General features: G+C 56.6%; 20 protein-coding genes. 16 read left to right on the forward strand and 4 right to left on the reverse strand.

Annotation, left to right across the window (positions count from 1 at the left end; all coding sequences use genetic code 11):
* Positions 1-299: 299 nt before the first annotated feature.
* From AC5ZG5_RS11295 to AC5ZG5_RS11330, 8 genes are all read left to right on the forward strand, one after another.
* Positions 300-1,349, forward strand: a complete 1,050-nt coding sequence (locus AC5ZG5_RS11295) for a Gfo/Idh/MocA family protein (RefSeq protein WP_456641886.1) — start codon at positions 300-302, stop codon at positions 1,347-1,349.
* A gap of 141 nt (positions 1,350-1,490) precedes the next feature.
* Complete coding sequence (locus AC5ZG5_RS11300; RefSeq protein ID WP_456641887.1) at positions 1,491-2,981, forward strand: oligosaccharide flippase family protein; 1,491 nt, start codon at positions 1,491-1,493, stop codon at positions 2,979-2,981.
* A 46-nt stretch (positions 2,982-3,027) separates the two neighbouring features.
* A complete protein-coding gene (locus AC5ZG5_RS11305; RefSeq protein WP_456641888.1) occupies positions 3,028-3,534 on the forward strand; it encodes an acyltransferase in 507 nt (168 codons plus the stop codon).
* A gap of 152 nt (positions 3,535-3,686) precedes the next feature.
* Positions 3,687-4,796 (forward strand): DegT/DnrJ/EryC1/StrS family aminotransferase, encoded by a 1,110-nt coding sequence (locus AC5ZG5_RS11310; protein ID WP_456641889.1) that lies wholly within the window; start codon positions 3,687-3,689, stop codon positions 4,794-4,796.
* 61 nt (positions 4,797-4,857) lie between these two features.
* Positions 4,858-5,862 (forward strand): NAD-dependent epimerase/dehydratase family protein, encoded by a 1,005-nt coding sequence (locus AC5ZG5_RS11315; RefSeq protein WP_456641890.1) that lies wholly within the window; start codon positions 4,858-4,860, stop codon positions 5,860-5,862.
* Positions 5,863-6,081: 219 nt separating this feature from the next.
* Positions 6,082-6,519 (forward strand): UDP-N-acetylglucosamine--LPS N-acetylglucosamine transferase, encoded by a 438-nt coding sequence (locus AC5ZG5_RS11320; RefSeq protein ID WP_456641891.1) that lies wholly within the window; start codon positions 6,082-6,084, stop codon positions 6,517-6,519.
* A complete protein-coding gene (locus AC5ZG5_RS11325; RefSeq protein WP_456641892.1) occupies positions 6,516-7,028 on the forward strand; it encodes a glycosyltransferase in 513 nt (170 codons plus the stop codon). Before AC5ZG5_RS11320 ends, AC5ZG5_RS11325 begins: the two co-directional genes overlap by 4 nt.
* 65 nt (positions 7,029-7,093) lie before the next feature.
* A complete protein-coding gene (locus tag AC5ZG5_RS11330; RefSeq protein ID WP_456641893.1) occupies positions 7,094-8,233 on the forward strand; it encodes a DegT/DnrJ/EryC1/StrS family aminotransferase in 1,140 nt (379 codons plus the stop codon).
* Positions 8,234-8,517: 284 nt separating this feature from the next.
* On the opposite strand, the gene AC5ZG5_RS11335 is transcribed toward AC5ZG5_RS11330, so the two are convergent.
* Positions 8,518-9,354, reverse strand: a complete 837-nt coding sequence (locus tag AC5ZG5_RS11335) for a 2OG-Fe(II) oxygenase (RefSeq protein ID WP_456642018.1) — start codon at positions 9,352-9,354, stop codon at positions 8,518-8,520.
* Between the two features lie 221 nt (positions 9,355-9,575).
* Between AC5ZG5_RS11335 and AC5ZG5_RS11340 the strand changes: the two genes are divergently transcribed.
* On the forward strand, positions 9,576-10,244 hold the full coding sequence (locus AC5ZG5_RS11340) for a class I SAM-dependent methyltransferase (protein WP_456641894.1): 669 nt from the start codon (positions 9,576-9,578) through the stop codon (positions 10,242-10,244).
* Between the two features lie 341 nt (positions 10,245-10,585).
* Here the strand turns inward: AC5ZG5_RS11340 and AC5ZG5_RS11345 are convergent, their stop codons facing one another.
* On the reverse strand, positions 10,586-12,634 hold the full coding sequence (locus AC5ZG5_RS11345) for a hypothetical protein (RefSeq protein ID WP_456641895.1): 2,049 nt from the start codon (positions 12,632-12,634) through the stop codon (positions 10,586-10,588).
* Between the two features lie 228 nt (positions 12,635-12,862).
* Positions 12,863-14,011, reverse strand: coding sequence for a glycosyltransferase family 2 protein (locus tag AC5ZG5_RS11350; protein ID WP_456641896.1), 1,149 nt, complete (start codon positions 14,009-14,011; stop codon positions 12,863-12,865).
* A 612-nt stretch (positions 14,012-14,623) separates the two neighbouring features.
* On the opposite strand from AC5ZG5_RS11350, the gene AC5ZG5_RS11355 reads away from it, so the two are divergent.
* Positions 14,624-15,760 (forward strand): glycosyltransferase family 4 protein, encoded by a 1,137-nt coding sequence (locus AC5ZG5_RS11355; RefSeq protein ID WP_456642019.1) that lies wholly within the window; start codon positions 14,624-14,626, stop codon positions 15,758-15,760.
* A gap of 182 nt (positions 15,761-15,942) precedes the next feature.
* Here AC5ZG5_RS11355 and AC5ZG5_RS11360 read toward each other — a convergent pair whose 3' ends face one another.
* Positions 15,943-16,686 (reverse strand): glycosyltransferase, encoded by a 744-nt coding sequence (locus AC5ZG5_RS11360; protein ID WP_456641897.1) that lies wholly within the window; start codon positions 16,684-16,686, stop codon positions 15,943-15,945.
* A gap of 842 nt (positions 16,687-17,528) precedes the next feature.
* Here AC5ZG5_RS11360 and AC5ZG5_RS11365 point away from each other — a divergent pair.
* From AC5ZG5_RS11365 to galE, 6 genes are all read left to right on the forward strand, one after another.
* Complete coding sequence (locus AC5ZG5_RS11365; RefSeq protein WP_456641898.1) at positions 17,529-18,821, forward strand: glycosyltransferase family 4 protein; 1,293 nt, start codon at positions 17,529-17,531, stop codon at positions 18,819-18,821.
* Positions 18,818-19,543: a polysaccharide deacetylase family protein gene (locus AC5ZG5_RS11370; RefSeq protein ID WP_456641899.1), complete on the forward strand. Its 726-nt coding sequence runs from the start codon at positions 18,818-18,820 to the stop codon at positions 19,541-19,543. The genes AC5ZG5_RS11365 and AC5ZG5_RS11370 overlap by 4 nt, the downstream gene beginning before the upstream one ends.
* A gap of 156 nt (positions 19,544-19,699) precedes the next feature.
* The gene (locus AC5ZG5_RS11375) at positions 19,700-21,046 is read left to right on the forward strand and encodes an O-antigen ligase family protein (RefSeq protein WP_456641900.1); all 1,347 of its coding nucleotides are present in this window, start codon (positions 19,700-19,702) and stop codon (positions 21,044-21,046) included.
* Between the two features lie 300 nt (positions 21,047-21,346).
* Complete coding sequence (locus AC5ZG5_RS11380; protein WP_456641901.1) at positions 21,347-22,399, forward strand: hypothetical protein; 1,053 nt, start codon at positions 21,347-21,349, stop codon at positions 22,397-22,399.
* Between the two features lie 192 nt (positions 22,400-22,591).
* Positions 22,592-23,347 (forward strand): hypothetical protein, encoded by a 756-nt coding sequence (locus tag AC5ZG5_RS11385; protein ID WP_456641902.1) that lies wholly within the window; start codon positions 22,592-22,594, stop codon positions 23,345-23,347.
* A 400-nt stretch (positions 23,348-23,747) separates the two neighbouring features.
* Entirely contained in the window at positions 23,748-24,734 is a 987-nt protein-coding gene (gene galE, locus AC5ZG5_RS11390) for a UDP-glucose 4-epimerase GalE (RefSeq protein ID WP_456641903.1), read from the forward strand.
* The last annotated feature ends 140 nt before the right edge of the window (positions 24,735-24,874 follow it).

The following is a 24,874-nucleotide window of genomic DNA, read 5'->3' on the forward strand; positions in this document are numbered from 1 at the left end:
CGCCATCGCGAATTGGCGGCGGTCTGGCACGGGCTGCATCTCAATACGAGCAATATATTGCTATTGCCATTTTGTTTATTTTGCAATTAAACTGGCGTGAATATAATTTCGCATTAAATACGATAAAAACATAATCGGCAGTTAAGTTGGCCATGAATCGGCGGGGTTATTGTTGTTGTTCGCGGTGCCGCGGGGACTCGCCTAAGTGGCGCCGACGACGATAGGGAATTGAGCGGCCCGATGCAGATCTGCGCCGCCCGAATAGGCCATTGTTGTTCGATAGTTTGAATGGGTGTCAAATGCCGGATAGCTTAGTCGGAATTGGTGTGATCGGATACGGTTATTGGGGGCCGAACCTCGTTCGCAATTTTGCGAACAGCGAATGTTCGCGGGTCGTCACTGTCAGCGATCTGGATCCGGCGAAACTCGCCGTCAGCAGGCGTCTGCATCCGGAAGTCGGAACGACAACCGATTGTCGCGACATCCTGCAGGATACCCGGGTTGATGCGGTCGCGATCGCGACCCCAGTACATACGCATTACGAATTGGCGCTTGCAGCGCTGCGGGCAGGAAAACACGTCTTCGTCGAAAAGCCGCTGGCGCCCACCTCCGATCAGGTGCGCCATCTCATGGAGGAGGCGGACAAGCGCAATCTGGTCCTGATGGTGGACCACACCTTCCTGTATACGCCAGCCGTCCAGAAAATTAGTCAACTGGTGCACGAAGGAGCGCTCGGAGATATCTATTACTACGACAGCATCCGCTCGAGCCTGGGGCTGTTCCAGAGTGACGTCAACGTAATCTGGGATCTCGCAGTCCACGACATGTCGATTATCCAGTATATCCTGAACGAGACGCCGGTGGCCGTGTCAGCGACGGGCTCGTGCCACGTCAGTGGTGCACCGGAGAATATGGCCCACATCACGCTGTTTTTCCAAAGCAGTTGCGTAGCCCATGTCAGCGTCAATTGGCTATCGCCGATCAAGGTCCGGCAGACGTTTATCGGCGGCAGTCGCAAGATGATTGTGTATGATGACGTCGAACCGACCGAGAAGATCAAGATTTACGACAAGGGGATCACGCTAAATGGATCCCCGGAGAAGGCGCACCAACTGCGCATAGGATATCGCGCCGGAGATATGTGGGCGCCCCATCTGGCGGCGAAGGAGGCCCTGCAGACCGAGGTACAGCATTTCGTCGATTGCCTGAGTAACGGCAAGACGCCCATTTCGAGTGCGGAGTCCGGCTTGCAGGTGGTCGAGATCCTTGAGGCGGCGTCGCGTTCGATCAAGGAACAGGGCAGGCCGGTCCGGTTGGGGCAAATTCTCAGGCTAGCGGAGCTGGCCTGATGAGCGCGGAGACAGCGGAGCTCCAGATCCATCCCAACTGGCGGAAATCCTGACGTGCGGCGACAATCCGATTGTTTGGCAATCGCGACCTGTACGGCGAGCTCCGCTCGGCGGTCTGCCATTTTTGGGTAGCAGACTGAAATGTCCGGCATTTACCGCTCCATATTGTTCTCTGCGGTCGAGCGCTATGGAAACATGCTGCTGTTCCTTTTCTCAACTGCGGCGCTGTCGCGGCTTCTGGCGCCAGGAGAATTCGGGGTCTACGCTGTAATCAACGCCGTGGTCGCGGTTATCGCGGCATCATTCCAGGAATTCGGCGGCGCCAACTATCTGATTCAGAAGAAGGTGCTCTCGGAGCAAAACATCAGGACGGCCTTCACGATCACATTTTGCATTTCGATCGCGGTCGGCCTCGCGTTGTTCCTTTGCCGCGATGTGCTGGTGTGGTTCTTCAGGCAGCAGGACGGTCTGAGGGTCGGTATCGCCGTAGCTTCCCTGAGTTTCGCGCTGACGCCGTTCTCGGTAGTAATATCGGCCCTGTTCCGCCGCGACATGGAGTTTGGCAAGATCGCCATTTGTAGCCTCTTGGCAAATGCGGTCTCGATCGTGATCTCGATCGTGATGGCCCTGCTACACTACAGCTACATGGCTCCGATCTGGGGCGGAGTTGCCGGAAACGTCACACTCACGGTGCTACTGATCGCATTTTGGAAGAACAGACGGGTGTTCCGTCCCTCGCTGTCGGAATATTCCGATGTGGTAGGCTTTGGCCTTTACTCGGGAGGCGTCGTCATCATCAACGTGTTTTACAATCTGGCGCCGCAGATATTCATCGCGCGCATCCTGGATTTCGCTGCCGTCGGACTCTACAGCCGCGCCGTCGGCATCACGCAGGTGTTCGACAAGCTGGTCGGACAAGTCCTGAGCCCTGTGATCATGCCGGCGATTTTCGCGCAAACCAAGGCGGGCGGAAGCCTGAGGCGCATCTATCTCGATGCGATCTCGCTTCTGACGGTGGTGCATTGGCCCTTCCTGGCGTTCATAGCGATCATGGCGCAGCCCATCATCTTGATCTGGCTTGGCCCGACCTGGCTCGAAATTGTTCCTTTGGTGCGTCTGCTGTGCATCGGGTATCTGTCGCTGTTCGTGGCCTTCCTGAGCTATCCGATACTGGTGGCCGTGGGCAGTGTACGCGACGCGCTGATATCGTCGCTGATATCGCTGCCGCCGTCGCTGCTCGTTATCTTCGTTGCGTCGTTTTTCGGCGTGAAGGCGGTGGCGGCATCGGCAGTGCTGACCTTGCCGTTTCAGGCCACGGTGGCGATCTATTTCATCGCTCGTCATCTCGACATCGGATGGTCCGACCTGTTCGACGCGATATTCAAGAGTGCAATCGTGACGCTCCTTACTTCGTCTGTCGTCGCCGTCTGCGCCGCCATGGTGGATTACGCCGTGCTGGGTCCGGTACTTGGGCTGGGTTTGGCTTGTCTTTCCGCCGGCATCTGCTGGCTCTCCGGCATGATGATCACGGAACATCCGCTGCTGACCCGGCTGCAAGTGGCGGCGAGTGGCCGCTTCGAAGCATCGTTCCTCAGGTTAGTCGGTTACGCGAAGCGCAATTCACTCGGATAGGACCCGCCGGATTTTCGATCGAAGCCGGACGTAAGGAGCAGTCTATATGGCTATTGCAAAAGACGTTGAACTCGGCCGGGATGTTCGGATCTTCCATCCAGAGCTCGTCAATCTCTACGGCTGTACGGTCGGCAATGAAACCCGGATCGGTACGTTTGTCGAGATCCAGTCCGGCGCGCGGATCGGCTCGCGCTGCAAGATATCGTCGCACACCTTCATCTGCGAAGGGGTGACGATCGAGGACGAAGTCTTCATCGGGCACGGCGTCATGTTCACGAATGACCGGTTTCCACGCGCAACCACGGAAGATGGCCGTCTACAGGGAGCGGCGGATTGGAAGGTGGAAACAACGCGGGTCGGCCGTCGCGCGTCGATCGGGTCAAACGCCACGATCCTGTGCGGAATCACCATTGGCGAGGGCGCAATAATCGGGGCTGGTTCGGTCGTCACACGCGACGTGCCCGCGCGGGCGGTCGTGGCTGGCGTTCCGGCCCGCGCAATCGACTCCCTGCCGGTCACGGCGGCCTTCGAAACGCTGAAGGCCGGGAAATAGGGGCCGGCATTAACGTCGCGCGAAGGAATCGGGTTCTTAACAGATGGTTCGATTTATTTTATTTGTTTATTTCTGGATTATAATTTAACTTGCAGTGGCGATTTAAATAACTAAATCCCGCGATCCTGCGGGCAATATGACGGGGTCGGTCTTTGATACCTTTCCTTGATTTGAAAGCCCAATACAAGCAAATGAAGCCTGAGATCGACGCTGCGGTGATGCGCGTTATCGACGGCGCGCAATTCGTGTTGGGGCCGGAGGTGGCTGCATTCGAGGAGCGGTTTGCCTCCTATTGCAACGTGAAGCATTGCCTGGCGGTCAGTAGCGGCACGTCGGCCCTGCATTTGGCGCTTCTCGCCGCCGGCGTTGGGCCGGGTGACGAGGTGATCACCGTCTCGATGACCTTTGTTGCGACCACCGCCGCCGTCCTCTACAGCGGTGCGAAGCCTGTCTATGTGGACGTCGATCCCGTTACCTGGACGATGGATCCCACGTTGATCGAGGCAGCGATAACGCCCCGTACCAAAGCGATCCTCCCGGTTCATCTCCATGGCCTGATGGCTGATATGGATCCGATCATGGAGGTCGCTCGCCGCCACAACCTCATCGTGATCGAGGACGCGGCGCAGGCGCATGGCGCCGAATACAAGGGGCGCCGTGCGGGATCGATCGGCGATCTCGGCTGTTTCAGTTTTTATCCCGGCAAGAACCTTGGTGCTTATGGCGAGGGCGGGGCGGTCGTCACCAACGGTCCCGAGTTCGCCAAACGTGTTTCCCTGCTGCGCGATTGGGGCCAAGAATCCAAATACAATCACGTCGTACAAGGCTACAATTATCGCATGGATGGAATTCAGGGCGCCGTCCTGAACGTGAAGATGAATTACATCGAAGCTTGGACCGAAGCGCGCCGGTCGATAGCCGCTTATTACGATCAACTGCTGGAGAAGCACCGGTGCGGCCGGCCGCTACCACCTGCGCACAGCCGACACGTTTATCACGTCTATGCCATCAAGCTTGAGCATCGTGACGAAGCGCAGCAGGCCATGCAGGCCGCCGGCTTCGGTACCGGCATTCACTATCCCGTGCCGGTTCATCTTCAAAAGGCTTATGCAGGTCTCGGATACGGCGCCGGCGATTTCCCCGTTACCGAACTGTTGGCCGCTCAATTCCTCTCGGTTCCGATCTACGCAGAACTGAAGCCGGAGCAGGTTTCCCAGGTGATTGAGGAACTGGAAAGGGTTGTCTTTGCGGAAGCCGCCTAGCGAAGGCGGCCTTTCGCTTCGACGAGCATTGCCAATGAAAACAGACGAGTAGGAGGGGGATTTGGCGCAACTAAAGGGCAAGCGTGTTCTGGTGACAGGCGGGGCCGGATTTATCGGCTCTCACATCGTGGACCTCTTGTGCGATGAGGGTTGTATCGAAATCGTCGCGCTCGACAATATGGTCCGCGGCCGTCCCGAAAATCTCAAGTACGCGTCCGCGCGCGGCCCGGTCCGACTGGTGCACGGCGATATCCGCGACGCCAAGTTGATGGCGCCGCTGGTGAAGGCGGCCGACATCGTCTTTCACCAGGCCGCATTACGTATTACCCATTGCGCGGCCGAGCCGCGCCTGGCGATGGAAGTCATGGTGCAGGCGACGTTCGATCTGCTTGATCTGTGTGTCAAGCACGACGTCGAAAAGGTCATCGCGGCATCGTCGGCGTCCGTCTACGGGATGGCCGAGGAATTTCCGACGACGGAGCGGCAGAACCCCTATGACAACCGCACCATCTATGGTGCAGCCAAGGCTTTCAACGAAGGCCTGCTTCGCACATTCAACGATATGTACGGGCTCGATTACGTCGCCTTCCGGTATTTCAACGTCTACGGCGACCGCATGGATATCCATGGCCGCTACACCGAGGTGCTGATCCGCTGGATGGAGCGTCTGGAAGCGGGGCTGCCGCCGATCATCTTCGGCGACGGCAAGCAGACCATGGATTTCGTTCACGTTCGCGATATTGCACGCTGCAACGTCCTCGGCGCCAAGGCCAAGGCCAGCGATGAGGTGTTCAATGTGGCGAGCGGCACGGAAACCAGCCTTGCCGAACTTGCGGAGGCGCTGGCTTCGGTGATGGGGCAAGGACACCTGACGCCGGAGTTTCAAGCGGAACGTGCTGTCAATCCCGTGCCGCGCCGTCTGGCAGCGACCGCGAAGGCTGAACGACTGCTCGGTTTCCGCTCCACGGTTTCGCTGGAACAGGGACTGGCTGAGTTGGTCGAATGGTGGCGGAACGAACGCGCATCAGTCGCGGCTGCTCTCCGGGAGGAAGTATCGGTAATTTAAATATAGAAATATCTTGATATTAAATGGCATTCCGTTTAATTTAAACTGTGGAATTAAATTAAATGATGCAACGACTCGAGATGCCCAATCGAATTCGTCGTGGGCGTTTGCGATCCTTGCAGCGTTTTGAGAGGCCGGCCGATGCTTCGGATCCCGATCTTTCGTCGCAAGACATTGATGAATAATAGCACGTCGCAGTCACGCAGGAGTCGCCCGAAATTGCTGGCGGTTTCTTCGGGCGGGGGGCACTGGGTACAACTGCTGCGTATCAAACACGCCTTCGAGGATTGCGAGGTGACGTTCGTCACTGTTCATGAGTCATATCGCGCGCAGGTGCCAGAACATAAATTCTACCTTGTCAATGATGCCAACCGCTGGACCAAGATCGACCTGTTGAAGGCCGCCCGCAGGCTCGCCTGGATTGTTTGGAACGAAAAACCTGACATCGTCGTTTCGACGGGTGCGGCTCCGGGATATTTGGCGCTGCGATTCGGACGATTGATGGGCGCGCGAACCATCTGGCTCGACAGCATCGCCAATGTCGAGCAGCTTTCCATGTCGGGAGACCGAATTGGTCAGTGCGCAGACCTCTGGCTGACTCAGTGGCCTCACCTAGCGCGGCCTGATGGACCTTATTACACAGGCTCGGTGCTATGATTTTCACGACAGTCGGAACGCAGGGACGGTTTGACCGTTTGATCCGCACAGTCGACGAGTGGGCTGGCGCGCACGGCAGAGCTGATGTGTTCGCGCAGACCGGTCCGTCGGAGTACCATGCCGGACATATTCGCACCGAGCGGTTTATCGACGCGACGGAGTTTCGCGAACGCGTCGAAGCGGCAGACCTTGTGATTTCCCATGCCGGCATGGGCTCCATTATTACCGCTCTGGAGCTTGGAAAGCGGATCATAGTGATGCCTCGTCGGGCGAGCCTGGGTGAGCATCGCAACGACCACCAGCTCGCAACCGCAAAGCGGTTCGCCGAGCAAGGCCGCATCATAGTTGCTTTCACCGAACAGGAGTTGGTCGACAGGCTGGATCAACTCCAGGTCTTTCATCAAACCGAGCGGCTCAGCGCACAGGCATCGCCGCGCCTTATCTCCACCATTCGGACGTTTATCGAGGCCGGACGCATTGGTTTGGAGAACAGAGACGTTTCGTCGTAGGCTGAAAAGTGCAATGTGAAGCCGCGGAAACGTCGATATCCCCACAGGCAAAAGGCGCTGGCTCTATGATCCCAATCGCAAAACCATGTCTCGACGAGACCGAAGCCGACGCTGCGCGCGAGGCGGTTCTCTCTGGATGGGTATCGCAAGGGCCTCAGGTAGCCGCATTCGAGCGCGAGTTCGCTGCAATGGTTGGCGCACCGCATGCCTGCGCGGTGTCAAACTGCACGACTGCGCTGCACCTAGCACTGCTAGCCCTGGGTGTCGGTCCTGGCGATGAGGTCATCACGGCAAGCCACTCCTTCATCGCAAGCGCAAACAGCATTCGCTATTGCGGTGCGACACCCGTTTTTGTCGATATCGATCCTGCCACCTACAACCTTGATCCGGAATGCGTGGCCGAGGCAATTACCGAACGCACGCGGGCGATTCTGGCCGTCCATCAGATGGGAATGCCGTGCGATCTGACCTCGCTCCTGGCGTTGACAAACCGCCACGGCATCGCCCTGATCGAAGACGCCGCCTGCGCGATTGGGAGCCAGATCAACATCAATGGCGAATGGGACTTTATCGGCGAACCGCACGGGACAATGGCGTGCTTTTCCTTCCACCCCCGCAAGGTCATTACGACAGGTGAGGGCGGCATGTTAACGACGTCCGATCCCGATCAGGACCGCAAGCTCAGGCTCTGGCGTCAGCATGCGATGGACGTGCCCGACACGGTGCGGCACGGCTCACCGCAAGTCATCTTCGAGAGCTACCTTTTCGTCGGCTTCAACTATCGGATGACGGACATGCAGGCTGCCATCGGGCGAAAGCAGCTCGAACGGCTCCCAGATCTAATCGCGCGCCGGCGGGCACTCGCGGCCCGCTACGGTGAGCTGCTGGCGGACCTGGAAGGATTGACCCTGCCGTACGAGCCGGAGTGGGCCCGCTCCAACTGGCAGAGCTATTGCGTGCGCCTTCCGGACTGGGTCGATCAGAGGACGGTGATGCAGAGCCTTCTCGATCAAGGCATTGCCTCGCGGCGCGGTATCATGTGCGCGCATCGCGAGGCGCCTTATGCGAGCGATGGGCATCGCCATGACCTGCGTCAATCGGAACTCGCACAGGATCATTCGATCCTGCTTCCGATTTACGCGCAGATGACCGAGGACGATCTCATCCGCGTCGCGGATGCTCTCAGGAATGAGTTGCACCGATAACCGCGGCTGCGCGCGTTGGTGCTGTCCATTCGGAAATTGTCTTCGCTCAATGTTCGCCAGCGGACGGTACGACGTTCTGCTCGAGTTGGTTGGGCAGCCGCTACGGGAGGTGGGCACGTGGCGAAGGTTTACGGCCCCACCTGGTGGCTTCAATATCAGCCGGCATAACTCCACCGTGGAACGCTCGTATCGCAGGCGATTGGTTGCCGGTTCGGGTCCGGCCTCCGGCCCCAATGCAACTGTCTATCCTCGCACTGTTGGGCCGGCGCGCCGTGCCGTCGGGTTCAGGCTCGCTTGAACAATCGGGGAAGTTGCCAAAGGATCGGAGGAATGAACGGCTTCGCCACATCAAGTGCTCTACGGCGACGGACTTCGTTCGGGCGCATCTTGAATATCGTGGTATGATCAGCCGACTTCTCCTCCTCGGGACGACCGTTCGTATAATAGTATAAAGCAATAGACCGCCGATACTTGCCTTTCGGACTTGTCAGTGGGTCCGGATGGCCGTGATACGCTGTATCCGTCGTTGAAAAGACAACGACACGATTTGCGATCGGCAGAAACACTTTCTCTCTTGTTTTTACATCCTTGTCCCAGAGTTCGAGCGCTCCGCCCCATTCCTCCTGCCAATCGAAGTTCAGGTAAAGCAACAGATTAAGGCGGCGATCGAGCCTCAGCTTCCGGTGAGTGTTAAAATCTGCATGGATGGCAAGGCGCCCCCCTCGCGGGATCATGTGTAGTCCGCCGCCCAGCAGACACGGATCAGGTATCAGGCCTTCGATACCTGTCAGGCGTTCCAGGAATTCAACGAAAAGACGTGAATTTAACGCATTGACGAAGTGCTGAATGTAAGGAGGGAAGTCTTCCAGCCGATCCAGCCCAAGCTTTTGCTCTTCGTAGGCGCCCGCATCGAGAAACGTTCGATTCCAAGACGCATCGTATTCGCCGGGATAGCTGGCCACCAGCTTCCGGATGACGCCTTCATCGAAGAAATTATCGATTCCAATGTGCGGGAAGGGTTGATTATTGCGATATTGCCGTGCCCACATCTCACTGTGTCGAGTTATCTTCTCCACGGGGAGAAACGACCGGACGCCGAAATCCTCGACATCAACCGGCACCGAACGCAAGGCTGGGCTCCCGGAGCACTGGCAAATTCCAGCAAGGGCTCGCCGCAATGCAGGCTGTCGTAGAGAAGCTAGCGTTTCACAAAGGATCCATACGGGCAAAACTGTCCAGGCAGATCGCGAAAAGATTCAACCTTCTCCCATATGAAATGCGTATCGAGCATAGTGCAGTTGAAAGGCCGCACTACGGATATTGCGTCTTACAAGCCGCCAAATTGGCGAAGAAACTTGGCCATCACAGCGTGAGCGTGATCGAATTCGGCGTTGCCGGCGGCAATGGATTGGTGAATCTCGAGATGCATGCGGCCGAGGTAAGGAAAGCGACAGGCGTCGAGATACAGATCTTTGGGTTCGACACCGGGCAGGGCCTCCCTCCACCCGACGACTATCGAGATCTGCCGCACCATTGGAAGCAAGGTTTCTTTTGCATGGACGTCGACAAATTGAGGGCCAGATTAAAGCAGTCCCAATTGGTCCTCGGCAATATCGCGGAAAGCTTGCCCCGTTTCGTTAAAGACTACGATCCTGCGCCCATCGGCGCGATGTTCATGGACCTCGACTACTATTCCTCCACGAGGGACGCCATGAAGCTATTCGACTTGCATCGCGCCAACGTGCTTCCTCGTACATTCATATACCTGGACGACATCATCGGCGACGATGTCGCCCTCTTTAGCGAGTATACCGGTCAACTACTTGCGATCAACGAATTCAATTCCCACCACAACGGCCAGAAGATCTGCAAGACGACACATCTGACGAAGAAGCCATATCCCGAAACTTGGCACCACCAGATCTACATTTACCACGATTTCAGGAGCCCGGATTACTGCAGGTTTGTCTCGGAAGAGGCTCAGCAGCTACCGCTTACCCCCGCGCGTTGAGGGAAGAGAGAATATTGCTGGAGCTCGCCGTCAATTGCGAACATCGATAGCCGCCTTACCGGATCGGTAGTGGAGTTCAATTGCAAGATCTCACCGTTTGCCGGGCCCAGGATGTAGAAGCCAAGAACTGTGCTTGCATCAGCCTTGCCGATCCTGCGAGATCAACTGCGTCGATCGGCAAACCTACCCGCGCTGGCGTGTTCGCCTGGCCCGTCAATCTCTGGCCCGCTTCCCCATATCGAGAAAACAGCACGTCAAACTAGCGGTCCATTCCGGCCGGTCGCTTGGCCCGACGTATCGTGGTCTTTCGGCCAACAATCGCTTGCGAGCGTAATCGCGGGTCAATTCGTACTTGGCGAGAGAACGCGTTTTAGTATCGGGAAGGCGATTGTATGAAGTCGCACGAGGCTTGCTGGCAACCATGCACTTTGCAGCAGCCCGGCCTCTGGCCACAGCGGCTTCTGTCCCGCGATACCCACGGCGTCTCGCCATCGCCGAGGAATTAAGTTTGTCGCCGCCTCCGCCAATCGCCACGGCTCAACAAGAGGACGGGAATCGTCGAGCAGAACATTAATCTGATGGTCCCGGGTTTTCCGGACTTCAGCCAAAAGCTTCACTGCCGCACTGTCTGGCGCGACGCACCAGGACCCAATTAGCGCGTCCAAGAGTTCTCTCGCCGTATGTCCTTCTGCGTAATACTGAGCCGCCCAACCATGTTCCACGCAAAAGGCTTCGGTCGCATTGGCGATCCTTTCTACGAACTCCGCGTGTCCTTCGGAAACCGTCGCGCAGACTGGCTCAATTTTACCGTTATCGATATCATATTTTCGGACGGTGCCGTGCGGAGCCAATCCGAGCAAATGCTCCAAAAGAGATATTCTCTTGAAAATCTCGTAGGTACCGGTCAGCGAACGGCGGTCCGACGTGCTCTCATAAAATAGCGCTGTAGCATTTCCGGTTTGCGAAAGAGCGATCCGACCTAGTCTAGCACCAAGGTAGTAACCCCCGAGAACGTTACGTGAGCCATCGCTATTCAACAGCTTCCTGAGTGCCATTTGTGACATGAAGAGCCAGCCGATATCAACTACGGCTGCTGGAGTACCATCGTATAATCCCTCAGCCTCTAGATACGCGACAGCGGTGGCCCTAAGGTCCAGGATCCGTGATTGGATAAGATTCAAAAGGGGCGGACTTTGCAAGGTCGACCAAAATTCATCCCATTCCTGCTCCGAAGTTAATACCTTAGAGCCACTCCTTAAGTTGGTGGTCTTGTCGAAGTGAGCCGCTGCCTGGGACCAGTTCAACCCCACTCTTTGAACCAGCCTATTTAGTTCAAGCCGCTCCCCAAAAACGCGCACCCAAGGCATCTCGGACGTGGTCGGTCCATTTGCCGACGGCAGTAGCACCGATTGTCGCGAGATCTTCAGGTAACGACAGTCGATATTCCCGAACTGGGGTGCCAATAAACGCGCTGCCCTACAGACCAAATAGCCGTCGCGGGCAAGAAAATAGAGCCGACGTATGCCATCTCGCTGCGCCGACTTGAGCACCCATGATGCCCAAACCAATGCCACCGGTCCAAGGAATGTTGAAACCAGTTGCTGGACACCGCGATCGTCCTGTCGGTTCCCGCCAAAACGCGCTAGTCTCATCGAGCCTGCCAGTGCGGCGGTTGCGGTCTCGCAAGCAGAATGTCTTGCCAATACCGCACGCTCCCATCTATTCAGTTGGGTGTCGCGCATCAGTTCTGCAGCTATCCCGAGTCGGATTGGTACCAGGACGTCGCTTTGGAGGTTGTCGCCAATATGACGGACATCGCGTGCGGCAACGTTCTCTCTCTTCAGAATTTCCTTAAACAAAGTGCCAGCTCGTTTAGTTAAGCCGAGAGAACTGGACACGTAAAATCCATCGTTCTCCTTAGCGAGACCATGGCGGATCAACTCTCCGCGCACAAAATCCTCGGGAAGGGGAGTGTCGGAAGCAAAGACTATTCGAGCGCCCTGGGTCCGCAATTCATTGATCTGCTTTGCGATGACCGGGTTGGGCGCAAGCAGCTCACGTTCGGCATCGAGCTCGTATTGTGGTCCACAAATTTCCGGTAGGTCGCGCAGTAGCTCGCGAAGAACGGCCCAAATTTCATCTAGAGTATGCTCTGTATCCTGTGCGGAAATGAGAGCTCTTATTTCAGCTTCGTGTCGCGCAGAAACAAAATTCTGCACCTGTACTAGCAAGCTATTATCGCTTTCACGAGCGATGCGCTCCCCAACTAGACGGGAAACAGCGCTCGGCACCGCGACCAGCCGTATCAAGGCGGTGTCGAAAACGTCAAATGAGTAGACCTTGGCCGTCGTGTTATGGCGCACTTTGCGCTGGAGCATTTTCTCGCTCATTCAAGAAGTCATCAATCAGTAAATCGGAAAGACCATCGCTGCCCGCGGGCGTCCATATCATTGCGTGATCTGATTTTGTTACGTCTAAGCCATCGGCGAAGCCCCTGACGCTACGATGACGCGGCGCATCAATTACGTCATCTCGCACAAATCGTGGTTTACAGATAAGACTGCCCTTCAGAGTTGCGCGCGGGCTTTGGCGGCACTGACTGCACGTCGATAAGCCCACTATGTATAGCCGCGGGAACCGCGTAACAGGCGCCCAGCGTCAATTACGCGCAATCCCGTTGGGCCCATATTGGACAGAAGATATTTCACCAACAGCTTCGTGGTGACGCGTCCGCCTCGTATCGCGTTAGCGTAACATTGCACGGCGCTAATAGTCTTTCCTCTATCGAGATAATTGTCGCCCAGCGATTTTTCGATCAAAGACCGGATCTTCCTTCGCTCACTCTCGTCCGTTCCATATCGTTCGACGAAGCCTTGGATTGCCGAGTAATCAAGAGATCCACGCCGCCCGTCCTCGGCTGCAACAATATAATGGGCGGAACTGCGAGCTAGTGACTCCGCGCACTCCTTGGCCACCGACGCCAGACCAGTTCGTTGCGCATGCTTCATCATCTGCCACAAACACAGGAGGTTATTTTCGGCGTGCAGTATGGGTTGCTCGTTTACGAACCAATTGGTCATTTGATTATTGTGCCACCTATAGTTCACCATCGGCTCAGCGAAATACGCGACATCATAATGCATTGCAAAAACGGCCCACAAAAACCAATCGCCCGTATTGGTCAAATCAAGCGGAAATAGACTTTTTTCGTAACACTCTCTTCGAGCCAGTACGGCAGGGGCTGCGATGCAGTTCCCCTTTATCAACCGCCGCAGAAACCTGCGATCTTTGAAGATGATGTCTTTGTCGCCATGATAGGCCCAGGAGACGACCTCACTCTCCTTTCCATCCCGAATGCTAATCACGGGACAGAACGCAAACCCTATGCTTGGTGTACTTTCCATGGCCTGGACGTACCTGCGGAGAACGTCCCGCGATCGCAAGCGGTCGTCCGCAGAGATCAGCCAGATGTACCGGCCTCGCGCCATACTGATGCCTTTGTTGTAATTTCGCAAATGGCCAAGGTTGCTTTCGTTTCGGATGTACCTGACGCGAGGATCGACTTCCAACGCTCGCGCGACGCTGCCGGTCTGATCGGGTGAGCAATCATCCATAATGATGACTTCGAAATCCTCGTAGGTCTGCCTCAGCATTGATTCAACGCATTCAACGAGGAATTCGGCGAGCCGGTAACAAGGCACAACAAAGCTGACGGCAGGGCTGCGCGATCCGACATCTGGAGGTGCGGCTTTGGGGCGTTCATCCATTTCGCTCATCCGTTCCGGCGCAGGCACCACAGGTGGCGCCCCACTCGGCTCATGGCTGGAGGGGGCGCTCCCGGGGCGCTTCGCGGCTTGAAATCAGCCGATCCAATTAATTGGATTATTGTAATCGGTGCATTTAATTTAACAATGACTTTCTAGTGTTCGGAACCCGAATTGGGTATAAATGAATTAATGATCAACCGCAAATGTCACTTCTCTTCGATGGCGGAATTTTAATAATGGATTGAGTCATATGGGCACGTTGAACGGGAGGTCGCGTTCGTGGCCGCGGACCGCCGCTTTTCTAAAGTTGTAAGTTATATTGCGCGAATTTGATTTTCCTGAACGTCCTTGATTTATTCGTATGTGTTATTTAAATGAATTATTTAATCGATGTCGGGCAGGTCGATCGTGGCGTTCGCATCAAGAACTGGGCTCCGCGAACAAGTTCCGCCAATCTCCTCAATCACAGGACATCCGATCCGGAAGCGCTTTCGATCTTGGAAATGGATCGGAACGTCGAACTGAGCGGACAATCGAAGGTGAGGAGAGAGGCAGAGCACCGCCAGCGATACTGCTTCCCATCGAGATCATACGAAGCCATTGGTGAACGCGATGCTCCGAATCGGTTTGTTGTATCCAAATAGCAATCCGGCGTCGCCAGCCAATTGGTCAGGAACTCCAAGGGGATTGTTCAACGGGCTCGAATCGCTCGGCATTGAGGTCGTCAATATCCCGTGTGTGCTACCGGCCCGAGTGCGATTTCCGGTGGCGGCTTTAGCTCGGTTGAGCGGCGCGCGAGATGTGGTGGCTCATCGCAAGCCGGTCTATGTGCGGGCGAGGTCGTTGGCCATCAGCCGGGCTATCAGCAAAGCTGGTGGGCTGGACGGTATCGTCGCAATGGGAACAGACACATATGATCTGGGGTTAGCGCTGATGGAGTGTTCCATTCCGGTCGCAACCTATGATGACGGCACATTCCCGCTGTTTCTCCGTTACGCCGACTCCGAACTGCGACGCGCGGACTTTCCGCTCAAGGAAGTCCAGTCTTGGGGTGAGCTGCAAAAAATTGCGTGCCGCAGGGCAACTGTTTCGTGCGTGAGCACGGAGTGGGCCAAACGCTCGGTTGTCGAGGACTTCGGCGTGCCGGAGCGCGATGTCATGGTCGTTGGCATGGGTCATCGTCCACGGTTGAGAAGCTTAGAGGCGCGGGACCACAGCTCGCCGCGGTATCTGTTTGTCGGCGTCGATTGGCGTCGCAAGAACGGCGCGGCAGTTCTCGCCTCGTTCGCCGAAGTACGCAAACAAATTCCGGGCGCGACCTTGGACATGGTCGGCCAGCACCCTTCGATCGACGAGCCTGGCGTAACCGGGCATGGATTTCTTCCCCGGGAGAACGCGGATGCGCAAGCGCTGCTCGACAAGTTGTTTGCGCGATCCACTGCGTTCGTGCTGCCAAGCCTGTTCGATCCGTCGCCCATAGCGTATCTGGAGGCTGCGTCGGCTGGGCTGCCTGTGATCGCAACGACCTGTGGGGGCGCCGGCGAGCTACTGGCGGGTGGGGCTATAGCCGTCGATCCCTACGATCGCGAGGCGCTGACACGCGCGATGCTGCGACTTGGAGATCCCGCTGTTGCACGATCAATGGGAGCCAACGCTTTGGCTCAGTCGAAGCAGGCGACCTGGCAGGTAGTAAGCAGGCGTATCACGGAAGGTCTTTTCGGCAGGGTTAATCACCCTCTCGAAGTTTGACGAGGGCGAGGGGATGTCCGGCCCGCGTCGCTCCTGACGCGGGTGACGTGCTTACCGTTGTTGTGGCGGCGTCGTGCCCCGGTGGTATATAGTTGGCGTGCGATATAAGTTGAGGAGGCCGTGGCGAGGCCTGCGCGCCGTTATGGCCTCTGGCCATAGCTGACGCTTGCGGGAGGATATGTTCACGGTTGGAGAAGGGGCCGAAAGATGTTGATCAGGTCCTGTTTTTCTGCCTCAACGGCATAGCGCTCGGAAACGAAGCGGGAAGCCGCAGCCCCAAGGGAATCCGCGCGTCGTGAATCAGCATCGATACTGTGAATGGTCGCTTCCACTGTGCGGACAAAAGCATCGATGTCGCCGTCTTCAACGGCGATTGCGAAGGGAGGTTGGAAATATTCGCGACCTCCAAAGCCGTGATAGCCAACCACGATGCAGCCGGAGGCGAGGGCCTCGAGCGGTGGCAAGCCAAATCCCTCTCGAAAACTAAAGCTCAGGAATAATCTCGCGGTTCGAAGCAATTCCGCCGTTTCGGCCTCGTCGCGGCCATCGATGGCTACGACGTCCCAACCATTGAGAGCGCCCCGAAGTTTCAACTGTGCAAGGACCGCAGCCGCATCCTCGCGCCGCTTTCTGGGCATGTAAACCAGCCTACGTCGCTTCGATATTTGCGGCGGATGATACAAACGAGAATCAATTCCAAGGCGAAGACGCCGAATGGGGGTTCCCGGAAAGGTGCGTCTGAGAACCTCGGCATTGTCCTGAGAGACGACCAATACCGTCACGAGATCGGGATTGTTTATGTACGGGGCCGCGTTAGCAGGCCCACCCTCCAGCGACTTCAATGTAAGGTAAGCATTCTGATTAAAAATAACTTGTCGAGTGTTGCGCGGCAGGTCACAGATTGATTGTCCAAAAACTTCCGGCACGACGAATATATCCTGCGGTCCCAAAGTGATATCTCTCGCGCTAACGACCCGGGTCGTATTTGCGAACCAGCTGCAGCGAAATCCCGGCAGGGCGTGTAGAATTGCGGCATTCAGCCCAGCGGCGTTCAAGGTGTCTACGAAATGGTAGAATTTGCGAACGCCGCCGCTCGGGGATTTGTTGTGCGGGCATATGAACCAAGCGGTCGGCTGTGACGAGACGGGAGTTTGCCCCGCCGCCAAAGTCCGCCGGAGTTGGCCAATAGCGCTATGAGCACTTTCTGTCGCCCAATACGGCGCGCCGTGTCGTATTCTTGTATAAGCTCGCTTGAGCAGAGACCATGCCATTCCCTGGGCAAATGTTTCAGTTCGACCGATCGCCACCCACGTCCTCCACAATAATTGTCCGGTCGCTGTCAAGTTTCCGGAAATCGAAAGACCGTTCCGCAGACCGTCCACGAGCGTGGATAGGCTGTTCGGCCCTCGTCAATCGGCCGTTCGAGCCGTAAGTTTCGTAGCATGGCGAACTCCCGGCCCGTCAGGCAACTAATGTCATCGGTGTAAAATATCATTTAATTGGAGGTCAATGGCCATTTAATTTGACTTATTCGACGGAGCGGATATTTTAACGTTATTATCAGAAGTGAGGTGAGTTGTTTTATGCAATTTTCTAGGTTCTTGCCAAGGCGCGTAGGTCCGGAAAGCCACGATGCGGGCGTGCACATTTCGGCGTCGTCGGCAGAATCCGCGGTTGGTGGCAAGTCCGGGCCAAGGTAGGCCGGATTGTGCGGATGCGTTCTCACGTCGCCGGAGTTTCTCGGTCTTTCAGCAGGATCCGTTAGGTTATGCATGTCTCCCAAATTCGTCAGCCTGGCCAGGACGGTGAATTTTCAAAGGCTGGAAACAGTGGACCGGACCTTTTCGAAAAGGGCTGTGACCGGCACGAAATAGGCCATGCGCAAAGGGACAAAATGACTCAGCGCCGCGTCTCCGGCGGCCAAGCGGCGCGGCGGATTGCATTCGCCACAATCGGCGATTCAAGCGACGTGCGGTTCTGGTCGGGCACTCCGTTCCACATGTCGAAGTCGCTCGCTAGGGAAGGCAACGATGTTGTCCATATCGGTCCCCTGAACGCACCGATCCTGCCCCTTTACAAGGCCTATTCCCGTCTTTGTCGTACTTTTGGCAGGCGAGGCCTTTCCCCATTTCAGGCTGGCCCGGTGGTTTCGCAATATGCAGAGGACGCGGTGCGCAGGATCGGCGCTGCGTCGCCCGATGTCGTCTTTGCGCCCGCAGGATCGACCTTCGCCTGGAGCGTGCCCCGTGGCGTTCCACTCGTCTATGCGTCCGACGCGACCTTTCGGCTTATTGAAGACTACCACCCCAACTATCGAAACCTGTCACGCGTTGCCCGGGAAAGCTCGGAACGCTTGGAACGCGAAACGATCGCCCGCGCCGATTTAATCCTTTACCCATCGCAATGGGCAGCGGAATCTGCCGTCAGGGATTACGGCGCCGATCCAGCACGAGTGCACGTTGTTCCTTGGGGCGCCAACCTCAAAGAGGCGCCGGATCGTGACTCTGTGCTTGGATGCCGGAAGCCCGGTCCCTGTCGGATGCTCCTAATCGGCGTCAACTGGAAGGAGAAGGGGGCGGACGCAGCGATCGAAATTCTTGCTGAACTAAACAATCGGGGTGTGCAGGCCGAACTCGTGGTCTGCGGGTGCACTCCGCCCGAACCCGTCACCCAGAATGGCCTGACGATCATTCCCTATCTTGACAAGAATGATCCCGCGCAGCGTATCCGCCTCGATCAACTCTACCGCGACGCGGATTTCTTTCTTTTGCCGACTCGCGCGGACTGTTTCCCGATCGTCTTGTGTGAAGCGGCCGCCCATGGTGTGCCGAGTATCGCTCGCGCCACCGGAGGGGTTCCCTATGCCGTCCGCGAGGGGGAAACCGGCGTGTTGGTGCCGCCCAACGCGACGAAGGCAGACTACGCTGCAGTCATTGCACAGATTTTTGCCGACGCCGATCGGCTAGCCCGCTTGAGAAAATCGAGCCGCGACGCCTTCGAGGCCCACCTTAACTGGCAGGCTTGGGGCCGGCGTGTCTCAGAACTGATGCAAACGCTATGATCGTCCTGAACTATCACGAGTTGGTGGAGACCTCTCCTTCGAATGCCTGGAGCCTGACACATCAGGCATTCGATGCGCATGTTGCACTTTGCGGAGACAGGCTGGTCTCGCCTCAGAGCTTTCTGAAGCGTTGCCAGGATCCGAAAGCCAGCCGTGCCGGTGCGGTTCTGCTTACCTTCGATGATGGATTCCTTTCGGACTACACACATGTTTATGCTCGCTACGTGCAGACCGGTCGGATTCCAGGTTTCATGTCTTTTATCCCGGTAGATTTGGTGGGCGCACCGGGACGTATGAGCTGGGAGATGATCGAGGAACTTGGCAGGGGCGGCGTTGCGATTGGCTCACATGGCATGGCTCATGTCGATTTAACCACTGTCTCGGATGTCGAACTCGATCGTGAGCTTACGTTGTCGAAGTCGATCCTGGAGGATCGACTCGGGCGGCAGGTTACTCTTTTTGCCTTCCCGTACGGGCGCTTTTCCCGACGGGCTTGGGACGCGGCTCTGAAGGCCGGCTACACGCACCTCTTTACAATCCAACTTGGGTATCACCGCGGATTCGAATCCTTTCTCTACTCCCGCCTTTGTCTGACGAACAATATGGACGCGGCGTACATGCGTCAGCACTTGCTTGATCCTGACGCGATGCGCGGATTCGCCTGGCAAATCAGTACAACGTTCGGGCTTTATCGCCAACTCATGCGCTTGCGGTATCGATAGTGTTGTCGGGCCATCACAACGAAGGTTGCCTTCGAACTTCGCCGGCACTGATGTGGTCTTTGGTTAAGTGACGGCCAAAGCGTTCGTTGTGTCAGCCGACAACGGGCGCTACGCTTGCATCGAGGCGAAGGACATTCACATAGGGGATGGTGCTGCGTGAAAAGCATTGCAATAACAGCGCCTCGTCAGGTTGGAAGTTCGCTGTCTTTCGCCAATGGACAAGCCGCGTCGGCGCAGCTCGCACGGCCTCGCAGGCTTTCCCCGCTCATTCCAATCTTCGTTTTCTCCTTGGCGTTGCCAGTTCTTTTCTACCTTGGCCCGATACGCCTGTCTCCCTACCGGGTAGTGTTGGTGGCGACCTTCATTCCCTGTTTCATGGCGTGGGTATCCGGGTCACTGGGGCGAGTACGGTTGCCGGATATTCTGATGCTTCTGATGGCGATATGGGGTGCCGTCGTATTGCTGACGGTGCACGGCTTCGACGACGCTCTGCAATCGGCCGGTATATTTGTCATAGAGACATTCGGCCCATTCCTTTTCGCAAGGCGATACATTCGAGATAGCTTCGCGTTCCAACGCATGGTGAAGTCACTCGTGCTTATGGTCATTTTTCTTGTGCCATTCACTCTCTATGAGACTGTCGCAGGCTCCCCGATCTTGATTGAATTATTCGGCAAGATGTTTCCCGTCTACAACATCGTTATCGATGAACCACGACTCGGACTCAAACGAGCGCAGGGCCCCTTCGAACATTTCATTCTCTATGGTTTCGCGTGTTCAACTGCCTTCGCCTTGAGCTTTTATCTATTTGGCGCCGCCAGGCGCCTGGGGGGATTATTAGCCTCCGGCGCGGTCGCAATTGCAGTATTCTGCTCGCTTTCTGCCGGTGCTTTGTTATCAGTTGCCGTCCAGGTCATCTTGATCGTTTGGGACAAGGTCACGGTGAGGGTGACGCGACGCTGGGCAATACTGAGCACAATAATCATTTCCTCCTTTCTTGTTGTGAACCTCATCTCCAATCGCACTCCTTTTGAAGTCTTTATTTCGTACCTGACATTCGATGCGGACACTTCGTACATGCGCGTGCAGATCTGGTACTACGGGACGCAATCAGTGATGGCGCACCCGATCTTTGGAATTGGGTTGAATGACTGGGACCATCCATCGTGGATGGGAAGCAGCATAGATAATTTCTGGTTGGTTGTTGCCAATCGCTACGGTATCCCGGGCTTTTTATTCTGCGCCGGGAGTTTTCTTTCGGTTTGCTTCGGTCTGGGACGGCTGAGAAACCTCTCATTCCAAGCGGCGCAATGCCGAAAGGCTCTCATCATCACGATTTGCGGACTGATCATCGCCCTCTGCACGGTCCACATGTGGGATGCTCCTTACGTCTTGGTCATGTTCCTGCTCGGTAGCGGCATGTGGATGTACGATGACCGGAACGAGAGCATTCTCGCCGCATCGCAAAAACGCTCCAATCCCGTACCGCGTCCCAAGCTGTGAAAAGTAGGTCTGTGATCTATCAGATTCATCCCGTGCGGACCGTTGGCATTCGTAGGCGTGACGTTTCTTTGCGCTGCATGCCAGGTGTTTGCGCGTCAGCCCTTGAACCTTGAACGCCGCCATCTCCACTGCGCTCTCGATCAAGTTATGATGCGCCTTGCGTTTGTTGCCGTGTCGGCACTATGATGGTCTTATGTGGTGAACTTCTTTTAGCTCTTTAAATTGTGCAGTGACAGGTCAGTGATGCCGTCGCCGCTTGGATTGCCCCCGTCACTCCTTTGTGCATCGAGATCTAGGTCGATGGTCGTGTGTGCCTACGAAGACCGGGCGAACTGCGAAACGGGCGTGCGCCTGCTCATCGCCAGCTTGTGCAAGCATTCGCCGCGCGCTCCAGTCGTCCTCCATTTCCCTCCGGCGAACGCGGAATTCAAACGTTGGCTCGCACAGTTTCCAAACGTCGAGTTGCGCACCCACATATCCGCGGAGCGGTTGGGATGGAATATCAAGCCGCTCGTCCTGCTCGCTGCGCTCGATGAGGGGCATCGCGAGGCGATTTGGATCGACACCGACATCATCCTCACGAAGCCCGTGGAAGAACTTTTCTGCGCGCTGGACCACGAGACCTTCGCAGTGGCCGAAGAATCGTTGTGGGGGACGCACGACGATTCAGGAGCCAAACGGGCGCGGGCCTGGGGATTGCCAATCGGCCGCGAAATGCCGTTCGCGCTTAACAGCTGCGTGCTCCGTGCAACCGACCGCCATCGCGGGCTGATCGAACGATGGCGCGATCTCCTTAGCCACAAGGATTACCGCGCCGCCCAGAAGATCATGCCTGTTCATCATCGTCCGGTCCACCTGACGGGCGACCAGGACGTGCTCTGTGCGCTCCTTTGCTCGACCGAGTTCTCGAACGTGCCGGTGCGCATCTTACGGCGTGGGGAAGCTGTCCTCCAGATCTTTGGGCTAAAGTCCTACACAATCGCCGAGCGGCTGCAGTCCATGCGATATGGCGTTCCGGCCTTTATCCACGCCCAGGGGTTCAAACCATGGACCGACGAACACGACGGTCCCGGGATCCGGGAGTATTTGCATCGCGCCTACTATGACACCTCGCCCTATATATGGATAGCGCGCACCTATCGTGATCAGATCGGCGATGCAGGCTGGCTGCAGTCGAAGACTGCGCTTGGCGGATTGTTGCGCTTTCTCGGTTTCGGTTGTTTGCCGCTCGCCGGGCTGCCGCTGGCGTTCGTGTTTAATCTTGGTTACGGCACGGTCAGTCTGGTGAAAGAAAGCATGAAAGCGTCGGCGAATCTGGCGCGACGAACACGATGCCGATTGGCGACGTATTGATGATCGGTGGTCTCGCTGTCAGTGCAGATACGGTTGTTGCAGTTGTGGAGTCAGCTCTAATTATTGACCCGCATCTCGTGGCACAGTCCCGAAACGCGCTCGGTTGCGTTCGGCCAATCGTATCACTCAAGCGCCGATACAGGACTTGGCAACCCAAGTCCGCTTTTGGCGCGATCCTTGGAGGCGGCGCGCATGCGACGACGTGAATTCATTGGAGCCATTGCTGCGGTGTCCACGTTGCCGGTTGCCGTATGGTCACAAGCCGTATGGTCGCAACAAGCATCTTACGACGGTTCAAATTCGTCCCCTGCCGGAACTATTCCGCTCAGCTACGACGACGCGCGGTTCAGCGGTAACGTTGTCTCAAACGCAGTAACTATTGCGGCCGGCGAAACGCTTAGCAACAAGAGCATCACCCAGAACGGCGGCATCGCATCAATTCTTATGCCCGGTGGTGGGACCATACAAACCTGCCGAGTGAATTCGCGAGAGTGCGTCCGTATTGGAGGCAGCGGTTCATTTGTGATCGACAATTGCTACCTGGAGGCACTTGGCAGTGGGGCGGATCATGCCGACGTCATCCAAGCCTATTCGCCGGGAAGCCGGGGAACGCTTAGGGTGTCCAATACTGCGATCGTCACGCACAATGTGGCGGCAAATGTGGGTCTGTTCATAGCGGACAACTGGACCGGAACGATCGATCTAGAAAACGTCGTCTTTATCGGAGGCGGCGTCAACTTTGGTCTTCGCGTTCATCCCGACGTTGGCGGCGACAATATAATCAAGTTGAAGAACGTATTCTTTGTGCCTCCGTTTAAGTACGGGCTATATTTTATTGGAGATTACGGTGGTCGTAAGAATATCGTCCAAGTTTGGGATAATGTGCGTAAGGCAACGATTGTCGACGGCACACTGGTGCCCGGCTCGGTAGTCGCCAAACCGGCGTGAGGCGCAGTACAATCGCGCTTGTCAAGCTAAAAAAGCAGGTCGATTTGCATACGAATTCTTTCGGCAATCCGTTGTTCTGGGCTGGTGCGAATGAGTACGACGCGACCCCAAATGCTCGTTGGACCGGGCGCATGCTGACAAGGAGTTTCCGGCCAGTCTTGAAGGCGGTCGGCGCGCTCGTCCGCATTCCGGGGCTAGGCTGGTCTACGTGCCATGCCGTTGGGAGTTACGCGGCCGGAATTCGTGCGTCGATGATCACGAGGAACTCAGGGAGCGCCACACGAACTCGTCGACTTCGTGTCTCTCATCGAGAGGCGCGGTGTAGCGGGCTGATCCTGGTCGCGCCGCCGAAACAGTCCATGGGCTTTTGCATGTTCAATTGTCAAACACGGTGCGCAGTATGACCATATTGGTGACGGGTGGCGCAGGCTACATTGGTAGTCACATTGTGCACGAACTCGTCGACCGCCAGGAATCCGTGGTTGTTCTCGACAACCTCTCGACTGGGTTCAGTGATTCGCTTCCCGCAACCGCACAGCTCGTGGTGGGAGACATTGGCGATGGTGCGTTGGTCGCAAAACTCCTGTCCGAGCATCGGGTGCAGGCAATCGTGCATCTCGCAGCCTCTTCGGTCGTGCCGGATTCAGTCGCCGACCCGTTGAGCTATTACAGCAATAACGCGGCCGGCTCTTTGGCGTTGTTGAAAGCCGCGGTTCAGGCCTGCGTGAAATATTTCGTGTTCTCTTCCACGGCTGCGGTCTATGGTAATCCGAAAACGCCGCTGGTGAGAGAAGACGCGATCCCCCAACCGCTGTCGCCCTATGGCGCTTCGAAGCTCATGACGGAGAGAATGCTGCAGGACACAGCGTCCGCAAGCGGTCTGAAATATGTTGCGTTACGCTATTTCAACGTTGCTGGCGCCGATCCGAAATTTCGTACCGGACAGTCCACGCGTGCGGCGACCCACCTGATCAAAGTCGCCGTGCAAACCGCGCTCGGCGCCCGGGATAGCATGGAGATCTTTGGTACGGACTATCCAACCCCGGACGGCACCTGCATTCGCGACTACATTCACGTAAGCGATCTCGTTGGCGCCCATATCGCAGCATTGGGTTACCTGCGGGGCGGCGGGGAGAGCACGCTGATGAATTGCGGGTACGGCCACGGCTATTCCGTTCGGGAGGTTGTTGATGCCGTGAAGCGCACCTCTGGCGTCGATTTCGCGACTAAGATGCAACCCCGAAGAGCGGGCGATCCGGTCGCCATCGTCGCGGACGTGCATGCGATTCGGCGAATACTATCATGGACGCCTGCCTATGATGATCTCGAGACCATTGTTCGCCATGCGCTGTCGTGGGAGCGGACGCTGATGGCGCGGAAGCATTGAACTTGAGCAGGTGACGGGGAGGCATGGACCGCGCGGACACGGCGGCTCAAGGGACGCGTTGTCGATCGGATTGAACGTTGCAGTGAAGAATCCGACTCGCGACCACCGACCCGCCGGGCTTCGATGGTCCGTTTTGGTAG

It is taken from the genome of Bradyrhizobium sp. Ses1 (assembly GCF_059512365.1).